Origin of the sequence: Paracoccus sp. S1E-3 (assembly GCF_013868135.1) — a bacterium.
Taxonomy (GTDB): Bacteria; Pseudomonadota; Alphaproteobacteria; order Rhodobacterales; family Rhodobacteraceae; genus Paracoccus.
Genome location: NZ_JACEMU010000004.1, coordinates 313,313 through 329,064, shown reverse-complemented (window position 1 = coordinate 329,064; position 15,752 = coordinate 313,313). Strand labels below are relative to the sequence as shown.

Annotated in this window: 15 protein-coding genes; 10 read left to right on the top strand and 5 right to left on the bottom strand. The window is 63.8% G+C overall.

Translation table 11 applies throughout. The annotated features are described in order from the left end of the window. Nucleotides 1–7 precede the first annotated feature (7 nt). Nucleotides 8–796: a formate dehydrogenase accessory sulfurtransferase FdhD gene (gene fdhD, locus H1S04_RS01620; RefSeq protein WP_298945567.1), complete on the top strand. Its 789-nt coding sequence runs from the start codon at nt 8–10 to the stop codon at nt 794–796. On the opposite strand, the gene H1S04_RS01615 is transcribed toward fdhD, so the two are convergent. Continuing rightward, the gene (locus tag H1S04_RS01615; protein WP_255435425.1) at nt 793–2,016 is read right to left on the bottom strand and encodes a multidrug effflux MFS transporter; all 1,224 of its coding nucleotides are present in this window, start codon (nt 2,014–2,016) and stop codon (nt 793–795) included. The two genes, fdhD and H1S04_RS01615, sit on opposite strands and share 4 nt — an antisense overlap. Nucleotides 2,017–2,138: 122 nt before the next feature. On the opposite strand from H1S04_RS01615, the gene H1S04_RS01610 reads away from it, so the two are divergent. The 3 genes from H1S04_RS01610 (at nt 2,139) to H1S04_RS01600 (ending at nt 5,568) form a co-directional block, all read left to right on the top strand. Beyond that, entirely contained in the window at nt 2,139–3,113 is a 975-nt protein-coding gene (locus tag H1S04_RS01610; protein ID WP_181743822.1) for a glycosyltransferase family 2 protein, read from the top strand. Nucleotides 3,114–3,215: 102 nt separating this feature from the next. Then, entirely contained in the window at nt 3,216–5,162 is a 1,947-nt protein-coding gene (gene thrS / locus H1S04_RS01605; RefSeq protein WP_181743820.1) for a threonine--tRNA ligase, read from the top strand. Nucleotides 5,163–5,361: 199 nt separating this feature from the next. Next, on the top strand, nt 5,362–5,568 hold the full coding sequence (locus H1S04_RS01600; RefSeq protein WP_166326223.1) for a cold-shock protein: 207 nt from the start codon (nt 5,362–5,364) through the stop codon (nt 5,566–5,568). 21 nt (nt 5,569–5,589) lie between these two features. On the opposite strand, the gene H1S04_RS01595 is transcribed toward H1S04_RS01600, so the two are convergent. Continuing rightward, complete coding sequence (locus H1S04_RS01595; RefSeq protein ID WP_181743818.1) at nt 5,590–6,357, bottom strand: hypothetical protein; 768 nt, start codon at nt 6,355–6,357, stop codon at nt 5,590–5,592. A gap of 110 nt (nt 6,358–6,467) precedes the next feature. Between H1S04_RS01595 and H1S04_RS01590 the strand changes: the two genes are divergently transcribed. Further along, entirely contained in the window at nt 6,468–8,147 is a 1,680-nt protein-coding gene (locus H1S04_RS01590) for a sialate O-acetylesterase (RefSeq protein WP_181743817.1), read from the top strand. Nucleotides 8,148–8,303: 156 nt separating this feature from the next. Further along, nucleotides 8,304–8,957: a DsbA family oxidoreductase gene (locus tag H1S04_RS01585; RefSeq protein ID WP_181743815.1), complete on the top strand. Its 654-nt coding sequence runs from the start codon at nt 8,304–8,306 to the stop codon at nt 8,955–8,957. Nucleotides 8,958–9,065: 108 nt separating this feature from the next. Here the strand turns inward: H1S04_RS01585 and H1S04_RS01580 are convergent, their stop codons facing one another. Continuing rightward, nucleotides 9,066–9,623 (bottom strand): DUF882 domain-containing protein, encoded by a 558-nt coding sequence (locus H1S04_RS01580; protein WP_181743814.1) that lies wholly within the window; start codon nt 9,621–9,623, stop codon nt 9,066–9,068. A gap of 285 nt (nt 9,624–9,908) precedes the next feature. On the opposite strand from H1S04_RS01580, the gene H1S04_RS01575 reads away from it, so the two are divergent. From H1S04_RS01575 to H1S04_RS01560, 4 genes are all read left to right on the top strand, one after another. Further along, nucleotides 9,909–11,504, top strand: a complete 1,596-nt coding sequence (locus H1S04_RS01575; protein ID WP_298945559.1) for a murein L,D-transpeptidase — start codon at nt 9,909–9,911, stop codon at nt 11,502–11,504. Between the two features lie 69 nt (nt 11,505–11,573). Next, nucleotides 11,574–12,659 (top strand): UDP-3-O-(3-hydroxymyristoyl)glucosamine N-acyltransferase, encoded by a 1,086-nt coding sequence (locus H1S04_RS01570; protein WP_181743811.1) that lies wholly within the window; start codon nt 11,574–11,576, stop codon nt 12,657–12,659. Between the two features lie 12 nt (nt 12,660–12,671). After that, nucleotides 12,672–12,932 (top strand): acyl carrier protein, encoded by a 261-nt coding sequence (locus H1S04_RS01565; RefSeq protein WP_181743810.1) that lies wholly within the window; start codon nt 12,672–12,674, stop codon nt 12,930–12,932. 62 nt (nt 12,933–12,994) lie between these two features. Next, nucleotides 12,995–14,203 (top strand): beta-ketoacyl synthase, encoded by a 1,209-nt coding sequence (locus H1S04_RS01560; protein WP_181745363.1) that lies wholly within the window; start codon nt 12,995–12,997, stop codon nt 14,201–14,203. Nucleotides 14,204–14,381: 178 nt separating this feature from the next. Here the strand turns inward: H1S04_RS01560 and H1S04_RS01555 are convergent, their stop codons facing one another. Together H1S04_RS01555 and H1S04_RS01550 are read right to left on the bottom strand one after the other, a co-directional pair. Then, entirely contained in the window at nt 14,382–15,146 is a 765-nt protein-coding gene (locus H1S04_RS01555) for a hydroxypyruvate isomerase family protein (protein WP_181743808.1), read from the bottom strand. Then, the gene (locus H1S04_RS01550; protein WP_181743807.1) at nt 15,122–15,715 is read right to left on the bottom strand and encodes a DUF1285 domain-containing protein; all 594 of its coding nucleotides are present in this window, start codon (nt 15,713–15,715) and stop codon (nt 15,122–15,124) included. The genes H1S04_RS01555 and H1S04_RS01550 overlap by 25 nt, the downstream gene beginning before the upstream one ends. Nucleotides 15,716–15,752 lie beyond the last annotated feature (37 nt).

Genomic DNA, 15,752 nt, shown 5'->3' with positions numbered 1-15,752 from the left:
GACCCACGTGAGCGTTCTTGCTACCTCTGCCCGGCGGATGTCGGATAAATCCCCGGTCGAGGTCGACCTGGCCGAGGAAACCGCCATCGCCATCAGCTATGACGGCAGCACCCAGGCGGTGCTGATGGGCAGCCCCGCCGATCTGGAGGATTTCGCCTATGGCTTTTCGCTGACCGAAGGCATCGCTACCCCCGACGAGATCGAGGCCGTCACCCCCGAGCGGGTGGCGGATGGGATCGATCTGCGCATCTGGCTGGCGCGCGAAGCCGGGCAGCGCTTCATAGGGCGGCGGCGGCGGACGGTGGGGCCGGTGGGATGCGGACTTTGCGGGGTCGAGACGCTGGCCGCCGCCATGCGCGTGTTGGAGCCGGTTTCGGGGACCTGCGTGATTTCCCCCGATGATCTGGATTCGGCGCTGGCGCAGATGGATGCCGGGCAGCGCCTGCGCGATGCGACCGGGGCCAGCCATGCGGCGGGGTTTCTGGTGCCGGGGCGAGGGCTTATCGCCCTGCGCGAGGATGTCGGGCGGCACAACGCGCTGGATAAGCTGGCGGGCGCGCTGCTGCGGGGCCCGGATGCGGGGCTGATCGGGCAGGGGGCGGTGGTGCTGACCAGCCGCATTTCGGTCGATCTGGTGCAGAAAACGGCCACGCTCGGGGCGCCGGCGCTGATCGCGCTGGCGGCGCCGACCACGGCCGCGGTGGCGGCGGCGAACGCTGCGGGGATCGGGCTGGCCGGTCGCGCGCGCTCGGCCGCGCGGGCCGAGATCTATGCCCGGCCAGAGCGGTTCGGCTAGTCGCGCAACCGGCCCATCAGCAGCCACGCCAGCCCCGAACAGATCAGCGTGGCCAGCATGATCGGCAGCGGTGTACCGTTATAGGCCAGCCCGACCGGTGCCGCGATCAGCACCGCGCCAAGGCTGGACAGGGCGGCCACCACGCTGGCGGTCATCCCGGCCAGATGCGGCATGTTCTGCATCGCAAGGGCGTTCAGGTTGCCGAACGTCACCCCGGCCATGAAGAAGACGCTGACCGCCCAGACAAAGAATCCGTAAAAGGCCAGATCGCCCTTCAGAAGACCGGAGGCCACCAGGATCAGCGCTACCGTCGAGGACAGGATCTGCATCGCATAGGCCGAGCGCGCGATCCGCCGCATCCCGTAGCGCATGACGTAGCGGGCGTTGGCAATGGTGCCGATCCCCGACAGAAGCGCCATCAGGGCGAACCATTTGGTGAAGGTTTCGCTGCGGCCATAGGTATAACCGAACAACTGTTGTGAGCTGGACAGCAGCGCGAACATCTGGGCGAAGCCAAGCGTCAGGACCAGCGTGACCAGCATGACCTGCCGGTTCGACAGGACCTCGCGGGCCGAGCGGAAGATATTGCCGAGGCTCAGGGGAATCCGCCGCTCGGTCGGCAGGGTCTCGGGTTGGCGCAGCGCGACCCAGAAGCTGCCGAGCAGGCCGAACAGGATGAAGGCCACGAAGACCGCGCGCCAGCTTCCGGCCAGGTCGATGATGAACTTGCCCAGCGTCGGCGCAATCGCCGGGATCATGATGAAGATCATCATCACGAAGCTGGTGATGCGCGCCATTTCGCGCCCCGCATAAAGGTCGCGGATCAGCGCGGTGCCGGCGATGCGCGGGCCGGCCGCGCCAAAGCCCTGGATGAAGCGCAGGATCAGCAGCCCCTGCAGGCTCTGGGCATGGATCGCGGCGAAGGACGCACCGATATAGATCGCAGCGCCCAGCAGGATCGCCGGCTTGCGGCCGATGGCATCCGAGATCGCGCCCACGCCCGCCGTGCCCACCCCCATGCCGGCCACGAATGAGGTCAGCATCAGCTGGGCGCGGTTGATGTCGGTCGGCGACAGCTCGCGGGCAATTTCGGGAAGCGCGGGCAACATCGCGTCGATGGAAAAGGCGACCGTCGCGAACAGCACCGCCAACATGGCGACGAATTCGGGGATCGACAACGAACGCGCATTGGCCGGACGGTTCTGGGCCGTGCTTTGCATGAGTTTCCCCTGTCAGGAGAATTGCGCCTTATACCTCCTTGCGGGAATCAGCAAGCCGACTCGGCGACTTGCGCCGGTGGCGCGGGTTTGGCAATTTCGCCGCCGAACATCAGGATTCCCGCATGAGCAGCCCCCTCCGTCACGTGTTGCTGAGTTCCATGAAGGACGAGGGGCCGTTCATTCTGGAATTCGTGGCCCATCACCGGGTGCTGGGCTTCGACGCGATCCATATCGCCAGCAATGACTGCAGCGACGGCACTGACCTGCTGCTGGACGTTCTGGACGCCAACGGTATCGTGACCCATACCCGCAACCCGCTGAAGCCCGGCGATGTGCCGCAGCATCGTGGCTATGCGCGGATCAGGCGGAAGCATCACTTCGATGCAGATGCCGACTGGATCATGGTGCTGGACGCAGACGAATTTCTGTATGTCGCGCAGGGCGCCGGACGGGTCGGCGACCTGACTGCGCTCGCCGCACCCGAGGTGGACGTCATCGCGCTGAACGCGATGAATTTCGGCACCAGCGAGGGGATGGAGTGGCGTCCGGGCCGCGTGACCCGGCAATTCACCCGCCGCCTGCCCGAGAATGCCAGGCAGAATGGCCCGGTCAAATGCCTCAGCCGGGGACGCGGGCGGTGGCGCGGCCTGCACAATCATTATCCGATCGGCTTTCAGGGCGCAGGGGATGCCGTCCGCTATATGCGCGCCAACGGCGCTGAGGAGAGCTTTCCCGTTGCGGGCAGGACTTGGGACTATCTGCGCAATGTCCCGGCCGATCGGATCACCCACGAGCTGGCCTGGTATAACCACTATCCGATCAAGTCGATCGACGCCTACATGATGCGGCGCAAGCGCGGGCGCGGCGCCAGCGCCATCGACAGCCCATCCCAATTCGAACGTCACAGCGAGGCCTACTGGATGGGTTTCGCCCGCGCCGATATCGAGGATCGCCGCATCCTGGACCGTTACGGCGCCGAGACGGAGGCCGAGATGGCGCGCCTTCTGGCCCTGCCGGGCGTGGCAGCAGCGCAGGCCGAGACCGAGCGCCGCTATGGCGCGCTGATCGCCGAAATCGCCAACGATCCCGACATCTGACCGCCAGCCGGTTGACTTTGCGGTGCTTTCATCGCATTTCAGCATCCGACATAACCCGCAACCGGGCGTTCCGTGGGCGCCAAACCGACGAGGAGAACGGCCATGAGCCAGATTTCCCTGACATTCCCCGATGGCGCGAGCCGTGAATATCCGGCCGGCATCACCGCCGCCGAAGTGGCCGAGTCCATCGCCCCCAGCCTTGCCAAGAAGGCGATTTCCGCCAGCCTCGACGGGCGGCATATCGACCTGTCCTGGCCGATCACCGAAAGCGGGCGCGTCGCCATCAACACGGTGAAGGACGAAACCCCGGCGCTGGAACTGATCCGCCACGATTTCGCCCATGTGATGGCGCGTGCGGTGCAGGAGATCTGGCCGGATGTGAAGGTGACCATCGGCCCGGTCCGCGATTTCGGCTGGTTCTACGATTTCGACCGCGAAGAACCCTTCACGCCCGAGGATCTGGGCCGCATCGAGGCGAAGATGAAGGAAATCATCGCCGCCCGCGACCCGGTCCGCACCGAGGTCTGGGACCGCGACCACGCGCTCGCCTATTACAAGGAGCGTGGCGAGCCCTTCAAGCTGGAGCTGATCGACCGCATCCCCGAAGGCGAGGATCTGCGGATGTACTGGCATGGCGACTGGCAGGATCTGTGCCGCGGCCCGCATCTTCAGAACACCGGGCAGTTGCCCGCCGACGCCTTCAAGCTGACCCATGTGGCGGGCGCCTATTGGCTGGGCGACAGCTCGCGCCCGATGCTGCAACGGATCTATGGCGTGGCCTTCCGCAACCGCGACGATCTGAAGGCCCATCTGCACATGCTGGAGGAGGCCGCCAAGCGCGACCACCGCAAGCTGGGCCGCGAGATGGACCTGTTCCACATGCAGGAGGAAGCGCCGGGCCAGGTCTTCTGGCACCCGAATGGCTGGAACATCTATGTTGCGCTGCGCGACTACATGCGCCGTCGCCAGCGCGAGGACGGCTATGTCGAGGTGAACACGCCCCAGGTGGTCAGCCGCAAGCTGTGGGAAGAATCCGGCCATTGGGACAATTATCAGGATCACATGTTCATCGTCGAAGTCGACGAGGAACATGCCAGGCAGAAGACGGTCAACGCGCTCAAGCCGATGAACTGCCCGTGCCATGTCCAGATCTTCAATGTCGGGCTGAAATCCTATCGCGACCTGCCGCTGCGCATGGCCGAATTCGGCGCCTGCAACCGCTATGAGCCGTCGGGCGCGCTGCACGGGATCATGCGGGTGCGCGGCTTTACGCAGGACGATGCGCATATCTTCTGCACCGAGGACCAGATCGAAAGCGAATCGCTGCGCTTCATCCGGCTTCTGTCGCGCGTCTATGCCGATTTCGGCTTCGACAACTGGCGCATCAAGCTGTCGACGCGCCCCGAAAAGCGCATCGGGACCGAGGAAAGCTGGGATCATGCCGAGGCGGCGCTCGCCAATGCGGTTACGGCCGCCGGCCATACCTACGAGATTTTCGAAGGCGAAGGTGCATTCTACGGTCCGAAGCTGGAATTCGTGCTGACCGACGCCATCGGGCGCGACTGGCAATGCGGCACCCTGCAGGTCGATCCGAACCTGCCCGAGCGGCTGGATGCCAGCTATATCGGCGAAGACGGGGCCAAGCATCGCCCGGTCATGCTGCACCGTGCCGTGCTGGGCAGTTTCGAACGCTTCATCGGCATCCTGATCGAGAATTTCGCCGGCAAGCTGCCTTTGTGGCTGGCGCCGCGTCAGGTCGTCGTGGCCTCGATCGTGTCGGATGCGGATGATTACGTCCACGAGGTCGTGGCCGCCCTGCGCGCCGCCGGGATCCGCGCCGAGGCCGATATTCGCAACGAGAAGATCAACTACAAGGTCCGTGAACATTCCGTCGGCAAGGTGCCGGTGATTCTGGCCATCGGCATGAAGGAAGTCGAAGACCGCAGCGTTTCGATGCGGCGTCTGGACAGGCAGGGCAGTGAAACGCTGGACCTCGACGCGGTCATCGCTCAACTTGGCGTTGAGGCGACCCCGCCGGACTTGGGCTGATTTACGCCGATGCCAACAAAAGTTAACGCCGCAAGCCTGATTTGCGGCGTTTCCCGCTTGCGTTTCCGCCGCGCTCGTCCATGCTGCCGGTGTGAGCATGACTTTCTACCGCCTCCCTTCACGGGGCAGCCGGAATATCGAAAGGGCTGCACGGCCTGGTCGCAAACCCGCGATCGGGAAATTTGAAGGAGAGAACGGAATGGCCACTGGCACCGTCAAATGGTTCAACAATACCAAAGGCTACGGCTTTATCGCCCCCGATTCGGGTGGAAAAGACGTGTTCGTCCACATTTCGGCTGTTGAGCGCGCCGGCCTGACCGGTCTGCAGGACAACCAGAAAATCAGCTTCGAACTGCAGTCGGGCCGCGACGGCCGCGAATCGGCTTCGGATCTGAAACTGCTCTGATCCGAGATCTTCCGATTTCGATCACCGGGGGGGCCTTTTGGCCCCTCTTTTGTCTCTGGCATCCAGATAGGACGCCATGCCGTTCAGATACTCGATTGTTTCTTCGCGCTTTTTGCGGCGAATCTTGTGGAACCAAGCGGCCGGGCTGTCATCGCGGAACAACCGATAGCCGTATTTCCAATATTCCGATTTCGGCAGCAGAAACTTGTTCGCGGGATGTCCGGTGAACGGCGTCGCGACAAGCTGCATCCGTGGCGCGATGCGCCCCAATGCGCGGGCATGAAGAACGTCCATGCGAATACGGGGATCAAATACGATGACCCCTTCCAGATCGTGCTTTATGGTCTGATCCAGATCGTCGAGCGCTTCGTCATAGCTTTTCGAGATTCCGTTTCGCCGCTTGTCCCAGGGGGCTTTGGCGGGAAAAATGGAATATTGCGGCGAAAACATGACGGCCCGGCGCATATTCAATGCGCGCGACAACAGGGCGCATCCAAAACCACCCATGGAAAAGGTCATTGCGCGAATGTCGCGCGCATTTTCGCAATGTTTCTGAAGCGCATCCCGTAATGCCGGCAATTCCGGCGTCAGAAACCAGTTATTTTGCGACACCGTCACGGACAGGGTGCCAATACCTCTTTTGGCCATTTTCATTTGCTGGCCAATTACCGGGAAACCATCACGATCCTTACGGCCATGGTCGAAACTGACCACAATGCGTTCGGTTTCCCCGAAATGAACGGCGCGAATATCGTGTCCAGAGAATATCGGGGTGCCGTCGATGGTCATTACAATTTTACGCAAAATTCCGGCGGGTTAACGATGATTTGGTTGGCTCGGTAACGAAATTTTCTACTGGATGGGCTTTGCTAAGTCAAACGCCCGCCCAGGAGACAATGATGAAGAAGACGCCCATCTATGTGATCGCCGGGCAGTCGAACGCCAACAACAGCGCGATGATCGCGGCGGTGGAAGCGCGGGTGAAGGCGGAAGGCGGCGTTCTGGTCAATCTTGCGGTCAATGGGACTTCGCTCAGCCCCTATCTGGATGTTCACGGAAACGGTGACTGGTCCCCCGGTACCAAGGCGAACGAGGGGGAATTGCTGGACCAACTGACCGCGAAGATCAGGGCGGTGACGGCGGGTGGGCAGGCGGAACTGATCGGCATGATCTGGATTCAGGGCGAAACCGATGGTCGTTCCGCCAGTGCCGCGCGCGGTTATGGTGACCGGCTGGTTGAGCTTCACGACACCATGACGGCCAGGTTCGGCGCGCATCAGATGGTGGTCTCGGCCCTGTCGGACGACATCTCGACTTATCGCGGCGATAGCGCCGATATCCAGGCCAGTTGGGACAAGGTGCGCGAGGGGCAGGCATACGCGGCCGAGGCGCGTGGCTCGATCCTGCTTCTGCAGCCGGACGAGCTTGCTCGGATCAAGGGTTATGACACGGCCGAGATGTTTCGCAGCGACTTGCGCCACTACAAGACCGATTTCGCGATCGATCTGGGTCTGGCGCTTTATGATGTTGCGAAACTTCCCAAAGGGATTGCGAACAGCAATGGCGGAGGCGGGAATGACCGGATCGTTTATAACGGTAAGTTTAACGTTTTTATCGAAGGCGGAAAAGGCGCCGACACGCTTGTATTTTCCGTAAGCGGCGGCGCCACCTCGCTGGTCTTCAATGATTCGGGGACGGCGAAAGTTGCGTCTCATCTGGGGACATATGAAATCGGCGTCAGTTCGATTGAGAAGTTGGCGACATTTTCCGGAAATGATCGCGTGGTGATGGCCGGGTCGCTGTCGCATGTCGCGACCGCAGGGGGCCATGACACGGTCCTCGGCAGCGGCAGGGCGGATGATATCTGGTTGGGTGAGGGGAACGATCGCGGGCTCGGCCATGGTGGCGATGATCGGCTATATGGCGGCGGAGGCAATGACAGCCTCTCTGGCGGTAATGGCGACGATATCCTGCACGGACAGGGCGGCAACGACATCCTGGATCTCGGGGTCGGGGATGATCGCGGCTTCGGCGGTGATGGGCATGACTGGATCGCCGGCTATGCTGGCAACGATATCATCAATGGCGAGGCGGGGAACGACTCCCTTTATGGCTGGGGCGGCCAGGACCAGTTGAACGGCGGCCCAGGGAATGATGTCATCGACGGAGGAGGCGGCAATGACATGCTGTGGGGTGGCGCGGGGAACGACGCGCTGAGCGGCGGCCCGGGAAATGATGGTCTCTGGGCCGGACCGGGCCCCGATTTCCTGCGCGGGGACGATGGAAACGACACCCTGAACGGTGGCGACGGGAACGACACCCTGCGCGGAGGCCGGGGCGATGATATGCTGACGGGAGGGGCGGATGCCGATGTCTTCATCCTCGATCGCGGCCGTGACGTCATCCGCGATTTCAACGCGTCGGAAGATACGCTTATGTTCTTTTCGGGCGCCGAACTCGAACTGTCGCATCTCGGAACCAATACGGTGGTCGATTGGGCGATCGGCAACCTGCACGGCTCCGTCACGCTGCTGGGCGTCAATCTCACCCAAACCGCACTGGATATCGACTATTTCTAGATCCTGCTGCGCCAAGGGCTGATGGCACATGCGGACCTTTGCGCGGATGCGAGGCGATCAGGGTTGTTTGCGGTAGCCATGCCGGGGTATCGCAGCAAGGACGCGGCCGTGCAGGACATGCGCCGGCGCGGACTCAACTGCAAGGAGCCACCCCGGATGACGACCACGCTGGATATTTTCGCCGATCCAACCTGCCCCTGGTGCCTGATTGGCAAGGCCGAGCTTGACCATGCGCTGGAAACACGGCCCGACCATCCCTTCCAGTTGAACTGGCACCCGTTCCGGCTGAACCCCAACCTGCCGCCCATGGGTGCCGATCATCTCGACTATATGAAGGCGAGATTCGGGGATGAGGCGGGGATCATCGCGGCCAACAAGCCGTTCCTCGAAGCGGCCGAGCGCCTGGGGCTATCGATCAACATGGCAGCGATCCAGCGCGTGCCGCAGACCTTGGATGCATTTCGCCTTCTGCACTGGGCTGGGATCGAGTTGGCGCAGACACGGGTCATGTCAGGGCTGATGCGCGCCTATTGGCGCGAGGGGCGGAATATCGCTGACCATCAGGTGCTGGCGCAAATCGGGCAACAGGCCGGCATGGATCCCGAAATGATCCTGCGGCTGCTGGCGAGCGACGCCGACCGCGATGAAGTTCTGGCCCGCGAGGCCCATGCGCGCGAGCGCGGCATCCGCTCGGTTCCGACCTTCATCATCGGCAATAGCCATGTCCTGACCGGTGCGCAGCCTGCCGCGCTGTGGCAGCAGATCATCGATGAACTGGACGGGGCAGGGACGGCCGATGCGCAGTCGTAAGGGGCAAGCGCTTCCCGCGGGAAATTTGCAGAAGCGCGGCGGGCGCCGCCGATGTCGGAAATGCATCAGGCCCGTCATCTGACGGGCCTGATGCTGAGAGTACTGACCTCAGGCGCCCCAGGTCCGAATGGGACCGCAATCCATATGCACGAAGTTGGAGCGTGAGTATTTGCCGACGCCGCCGGCGCGGCAGGCCATCGCGGCCTTGTACATCTGGCTGACCGAGCGCGATTTCAGCCGCAGATCAGCGGCCTTCCCGCTCATGTGCAGCGAGTTCTTGGCCACCCCTTCCGAGCGCGAGCGCAGCATCGCGTTGGTCTTGGGCGAGCGGTAGCCCGACAGCATCATGTAGGGTTCGTTGGTCTGCAGCATCCGATGCGAGGCGGCAGCGATGTCGATGGCACGCGGATCGATCCCGATCGCCTGCCCACTGCGCCAGTCGCGCATGAAGTAGTTGATCTCATTCAGGGCGTCGCGGATGTATTTCCCGTCGATCCAGTAGACCGTGTCGATGCTTTCGCCGGTGCGCGGCGAATACATGCTGACGCGCCGATAGTCGCCGGCGCGGCGCAAAATGCCAAAGGCGTTGCTGGCTACGGGCGCGGCCACAACGGCGGTTGCGGCAAAAATCCCGAAGATGCCGCGGCGGGTGATGTCGATTGTCATTTCAGATCGCCTGTCCTGCTTTTCTTAACTCACCACGGTCGGTGGCAGGTCCCTGGTTATCCGGGACTGGTTAAGAATATGTCACCAAGCCCGCACGGCCTGAAAGCAATTCGTTCCCTCGACGGCGATTTCGTGCCAAAATCGGCGGAAATCCGCCAGTTTGTTGTTGGCTGGCAACGATTCGATCAGCAAGGATGCGTCAAGCCCCAAGACGTCGCAGCTTCACTGGACGATTCCGGTCGGCGCTGGCAAAAGGGGGTAAAAGCGCCGAGCAGAGGTCAAAACGTGAACAAGTTTGCGAATCGTATTCGCCGAATCACCCTGTCGGGTGCCTGTATGGCGCTGATCCCCGCACTCGCCGCGGCGATGCCCGCGCCCAGGCTCGATTTCAGCGAGGCCGAAATGGAACTGGCCCAGACCGTCGCGGGCGATCCGGGGCTGGCGGCCTTTTACGGCGCCCATGGCCTGCAGCCCGTCTTTCTGGGGTCAGAGGCCGAAGCGCGCCGTGCGGCGCTGCTGACCGCCGTCGCCACCGCACCGAGTCATGGGCTGCCCCCGGCCCGCTATGACGTGACGGGGTTGAGCGCCGGGGAAACGGCCCGGGACATCACTGCGGAGCTGCGTTACGCGCGCCTGCTTTCGCGTTGGGCCAATGATGTCTCGAACGGGCTGGTCGATCCGCAGCGCACCGATTCGATGAACAAGCGCAGCGTGATCCCGGTCGACATGGCGGCTCTGCTGAAGGGCTTGACCGGGGGCGATCCGGCCGCCGCGCTGGCGTCGCTGCCGCCGCATGACCCGGCATATCTGCGCTTGCAGGAGATGCTGGCGGAACACGCGGCACTGATCGCCCCGGCGGACGCGCCCGTGGTTGCCTCGGGTCTCTACAAGCCCGGCGTCACCGGACCCGAGGTCGCCAATCTGCGTGCGCGCCTGGCCAGCATCGGATTTGCCGCGCCGACCGCCCCGGCGGATGCGCAGGTCTTCGATGAGGGCCTCGGGCAGGCGGTCGCCCGGTATCAGCAAGCCGCCGGGCTTCCCGACGATGGGATTGCTGGCCCGAAGACGGTGGCGCGGCTGAACGGTGGCGATGCGGGACCGGACGTGCGCCGGCTGATGATCGCGATGGAACGTCTGCGCTGGCTGAATGGCCACGACCTGAACGCGCGCATGGTCTGGGTCAACATTCCCAGTTACATGGCCGAAATCCGCGAAAACGGGCAGACCGTTTTCGATACCCGCGTTGTTGTCGGCAAGCCCGATCCCGACTGGGAAACGCCCGAGTTCAGTGACGTGATGGAATTCGTCGTGCCCAACCCGCGCTGGAATGTGCCGCAATCCATCGCCGCGCAGTCCTATCTGTCGAAGCTGCGCGCAAACCGCTATGCGGTCGCGCATCTGGACGTGGTCGATCGCAAGGGTCGTATCGTGCCGCGCGATCAGATCGATTTCAGCAAGTACAGCGACAAGAACTTTCCCTATCGGCTGCGGCAGAAGCCCTCGGCCGACAATGCGCTGGGGCTGGTGAAATTCATGTTCCCGAACCCGTGGAATATCTATCTGCATGACACCCCGTCAAAGGGGCTGTTCGGCAATCGCGACCGTGCCGCCTCGCATGGCTGCGTGCGCGTGGCCAAGCCGTTCGAGCTGGCTTACCAGCTGCTGCGCGGCAATTCCGCGGACCCGAAGGCGCTGTTCCACAAGGTGCTGGACACCGGCGAGGAGCGCTGGCTGAAGCTGGACGAGCCGCTGCCGATCCACCTGGTCTATTTCACCGCCATTCCGGGGCCGGACGGGACGCTGCGGACCTATCCCGACACCTATGGGCGCGATGCCAAGGTCTGGGCGGCGATGCAGAAGGCGGCGGAGGCCGGGACCTGACGCGCGCAGGCGCGGGACTGGCAAAGCGGCGCGCGGATGTCTAGATCAGTCCGCGAAAAGGAGACCGCCATGCAGATCACGATCAAGGAACTCGCGCAGGCGCTGAACGCCCGTGCCTGGGGCGACCAGACGATGCTGATCTCTGGCGCGGCAGAGCCGGGGCAGGACCAGCCGGGCCAGATCGCGCTTGCCATGTCGCCCAAATATGCCGAGGCGCTGCGCCCCGGCGCCGCCGCCATCCTGTCCGAAGGCATGCAGCCCGAGGCTTACGGACTGGCTGCCGCCATCTTCGCGCCGCGCCCGCGTCTGGTCATGGCCGGGCTGACCCGCAGCTTTGATCCCGGCCCCGACATCGCCCCCGGCATCCATCCCAGCGCAGTCATCGACCCCTCGGCCACGATTGGCGCGGGCGCCGCCATCGGACCCTTCGTCAGCATCGGCGCGGACGTCGTGATCGGTGCGCGCGCCCGCATCGCCAGCCATGTCTCGATCGAGCGCGGAGCCCGGATCGGCGACGATGCGCTGATCCTGAACGGCGCACGCCTCCAGCACGGCATCCGCATCGGCGACCGGGTGGTGATCCAGCCCGGCGCGATCATCGGCGGGGACGGATTTTCCTTTGTCACGGCGGAAGAATCCGGTGTCGAGGAAATGCGCAGAAATCTTGGAAAACGCGAAAATTTCATGCCGCAATCCTGGGAGCGTATCCACTCGCTCGGCGGCGTCGAGATCGGCGATGATGTCGAGATCGGCGCCGGCGCGGCCATCGACCGGGGAACGGTCCGGGCGACCCGGATCGGGTCGGGGACCAAGCTCGATAACCTCGTTCATCTCGGCCACAATGTGGTGATCGGGCGCGACTGCCTGATCTGCGGTCAGGTGGGGGTTGCAGGATCCTCGGTGCTGGGCGACCGGGTGGTGCTGGCGGGCCAGGTCGGCGTTTCCGACAACATCACCATCGGCGATGACGTGATCGCGGGCGGTTCGGCCAAGATCTTCAGCCGGGTGCCGGCAGGGCGCGTGGTGCTGGGCAATCCGGCGGTCGAAATGACGACCCGGCTGGAAATGGATCGCGCCACCCGGCGCCTGCCGCGACTTGCCGCCACAGTCGCAAAGCTTCAGAAAACTGTTACAGACTTGATCGAAAAGGCCTGAACGGAGACCCACATGACCGATATTCGCGATCGCATCCGCAACATCATCGCCGAGCAGGCCATGCTGGACGTCGAACAGGTGACCGACGATTCCTCTCCCGCTGATCTGGGCATCGACAGCCTCGGGCTGGTCGAATCGATCTTCGCCCTGGAGGAGGAGTTCGACATCACCATCCCCTTCAACGCCAATGAACCCGAGAAATCGGAATTCGACATCAGCAGCACCGGCAGCATCATTGCGGCGGTGGAAAAGCTGGTGGCGGCGAAAGGATGAGTGTGAAGCAGGCCAAGGATGGCGCATCCGCAACCGTCGAGGTCGCCCGGCCCATGCGCGGGCTGCGCCGGGTCGCCATCACCGGAATGGGCACCGTCAATGCGCTCGGGCTGGATGTGCCTTCCACGCTGGAGGCGCTGCGCGAGGGGCGTTGCGGCATCTCGCAACTGGATTTTCGCGATGTAGACCGCTTGACCATCCAGATCGGCGGCCAGATCCATGACTGGCAGCCCGAGACCTGGTTCAACCGCCAGCAGATCCTGCTTTACGACAAATTCACCCAGTTCACGCTGCTGGCGGCAAAGGAAGCCGTCGCCCAGTCCGGGTTGGACTTTCAGGGCGAGCTGGGTCTGTCGGCGGGCGTCGTGCTGGGCACGGCCGCAGGTGGCATGAACACCTGGGACGAGAATTACCGCACCGTCTATGAGGAAGGAAAGAACCGCGTCCATCCCTTCGTGGTGCCGAAGCTGATGAACAATGCCGCCGCCTCGCATGTCAGCATGGAGTTCGGAATGCGGGGGCCGTCCTTCACCGTCGCCACCGCCTGCGCCAGCTCCAATCACGCGATGGGGCTGGCCTTCCAGATGGTGCGCTCGGGCGCGGCGCGGGTCATGCTGGCCGGCGGCTCCGAGGCAATGCTGTGTTTCGGCGGCGTCAAGGCATGGGAGGGCCTGCGCGTCATGTCCAAGGATGCCTGCCGCCCCTTCAGCGCCAATCGCAACGGCATGGTTCAGGGCGAGGGCGCCGGCGTCTTCGTCTTCGAGGATTACGACCACGCCCGCGCCCGTGGCGCAGATATCCTGGCCGAGGTGGTCGGGTTTGCGATGTCCTCCGATGCGCAGGATATCGTCATGCCGAGCGCGCAGGGTGCCGAACGCGCGATTACCGGGGCGATGCGCGATGCAGGGATAAACCCCGATGAAATCGGCTATATCAACGCCCATGGCACCGGCACCGCGGCCAATGACAAGACCGAATGCGCGGCCGTCGCCCATGCCTTCGGCCATCACGCGGACCGGCTGATGATTTCGTCGACGAAGTCGATGCACGGCCATGTCATCGGGGGCACCGGCGCGATCGAACTTCTGGCCTGCATCATGGCACTGCGCGATGGCATCATCGCCCCCACCATCGGCTATGAAGAACCGGACCCGGAATGCGCCCTGGATGTGGTGCCGAACGTGGCGCGCGAGGCCAAGGTGAATGCGGTCCTGTCCAATGCCTTCGCCTTCGGCGGCCTGAACGCGGTGATCGCGCTGAAGCGCGTCTGAACGCGGCGCCGGGGAGGGGTTCGGGGCGACGCAGCGGACGCGCCGCCTCTTTTTTGGCGCCCGCAACGGGGGCGTTGCCTCGTGGGCCGGGCCTCGTTCCGGAATATCCGGGTCGAAGTGAATTGGCCCGGCTTTCATTCTGGCAAAAATATCCGTTCGGCCGTTCGGCCGGGCGCGGTCAGATCCCGGCGCTCCGGGCCATCCAGCGCAGGCCGGCTTCGGTTGTGGTGCGCGGGGTATATTCCGCCGCCACCCAGCCGGGATAGCACGACGCGTCCACGGCGCGGAAGAAGGCCGGGTAGTCGATCTCGCCCTCGCGCGGTTCGTGGCGGCCGGGGGCGCCGGCGATCTGGATGTGGTGAACGCGGTGGCCGTGCTTTTCCCAGGTGCCCAGCACGTCGCCGGTGATCATATGGGCCTGATAGGCGTCGAATTGCAGTCCGAGATTGGGGGCGTCGACGGCGTCCATCACCTCGGCCGCCATGTCGAAGCAGGACAGGAAATAGCCGGGCATGTCGGTCTGATTCATCGGTTCGATCGTCAGGCTGGCATGGGGCGCTCGGTTGGCGGCCCAACGCAGATTGTCGATCATGCAGGCCATGGCGGCGGCGCCCTCGGCCTTGCCGGACATGATGTGGATATGGCGCGCCGACAGCGCCTCGGCCACGCGCAGCGCACGTTCGAAATCGCGCTGAAAGCGGTCGCTCAGTCCGGGGACGGCGGCGAAGCCGCGCGGTCCGCCGGCCCAGTTCGGCGGCGGGCAGTTGATCAGCACGATATCCATGCCGGCCTGTCGCGCGGCCTGCCGCAATTCGGGCGCCGCTAGGTCGTAGGGGAACAGGATCTCGACCCCCTGAAAGCCTGCGCGTTTGGCGGCATCGAATCGTTGCAGCATCGGAAGTTCGTTGAACAGTAGGGTCAGATTGGCGGCGAACCGTGCCATGATGGTAACTCCAACGGGTAGAAAACACCGGCCGAATACACCCCCATCAGCCCGTCCGGGCCTTTGGTGGCATGTTCGGCCAACCGATAAAAACTCTTGCGGTCGATCCGGGCGCGCAGGCCGCCGCGGATGTCGACATAGGGGCGCGGTCGCTCGGCCGTGCCCACCATGACGAGGGGATGATCGGCGTCCAGCCGGGCGCTGTCACCGATATTGGTGTGAAAGACGATCTCGTCGCCACCGATATCGACATCGGTGGCGATGAAGGGGGCGTCCACGACCCGGATGCCGATCTTTTCAACCGGGGTGACCAGATAGTGCCGACCGTTTTCGTATTTGAGGATATTGGCGAACATGCGGACCATGCCGGGGCGCGCGATCGGGCCGCCCTCGTGATACCACGTCCCGTCGGCGCGGATCTCCATATCCATCTCGCCGCAATAGGGGGGATTCCACAGATGCACCGGCGCCGGCCCGCGCTGTCCGATCTCGCGCGCGGCCTGCGAGATGCCGCTTGCGCGATCCCCCGCCGGGATGCCGCCTGGTGTGATGTCTGACGGATTGCCCATTTCGCCCGTGTTCGATCCGTGGTTTCATATGGCTTAG

Excerpts from the sequence above, each read along its gene's own strand:
- H1S04_RS01615 (WP_255435425.1), bottom strand. The coding sequence starts at position 2,016 with ATGCAAAGCACGGCCCAGAACCGTCCGGCCAATGCGCGTTCGTTGTCG.
- H1S04_RS01610 (WP_181743822.1), top strand. The coding sequence starts at position 2,139 with ATGAGCAGCCCCCTCCGTCACGTGTTGCTGAGTTCCATGAAGGACGAG.
- thrS (WP_181743820.1), top strand. The coding sequence starts at position 3,216 with ATGAGCCAGATTTCCCTGACATTCCCCGATGGCGCGAGCCGTGAATAT.
- H1S04_RS01600 (WP_166326223.1), top strand. The coding sequence starts at position 5,362 with ATGGCCACTGGCACCGTCAAATGGTTCAACAATACCAAAGGCTACGGC.
- H1S04_RS01595 (WP_181743818.1), bottom strand. The coding sequence starts at position 6,357 with ATGACCATCGACGGCACCCCGATATTCTCTGGACACGATATTCGCGCC.
- H1S04_RS01590 (WP_181743817.1), top strand. The coding sequence starts at position 6,468 with ATGAAGAAGACGCCCATCTATGTGATCGCCGGGCAGTCGAACGCCAAC.
- H1S04_RS01585 (WP_181743815.1), top strand. The coding sequence starts at position 8,304 with ATGACGACCACGCTGGATATTTTCGCCGATCCAACCTGCCCCTGGTGC.
- H1S04_RS01580 (WP_181743814.1), bottom strand. The coding sequence starts at position 9,623 with ATGACAATCGACATCACCCGCCGCGGCATCTTCGGGATTTTTGCCGCA.
- H1S04_RS01570 (WP_181743811.1), top strand. The coding sequence starts at position 11,574 with ATGCAGATCACGATCAAGGAACTCGCGCAGGCGCTGAACGCCCGTGCC.
- H1S04_RS01565 (WP_181743810.1), top strand. The coding sequence starts at position 12,672 with ATGACCGATATTCGCGATCGCATCCGCAACATCATCGCCGAGCAGGCC.
- H1S04_RS01555 (WP_181743808.1), bottom strand. The coding sequence starts at position 15,146 with ATGGCACGGTTCGCCGCCAATCTGACCCTACTGTTCAACGAACTTCCG.
- H1S04_RS01550 (WP_181743807.1), bottom strand. The coding sequence starts at position 15,715 with ATGGGCAATCCGTCAGACATCACACCAGGCGGCATCCCGGCGGGGGAT.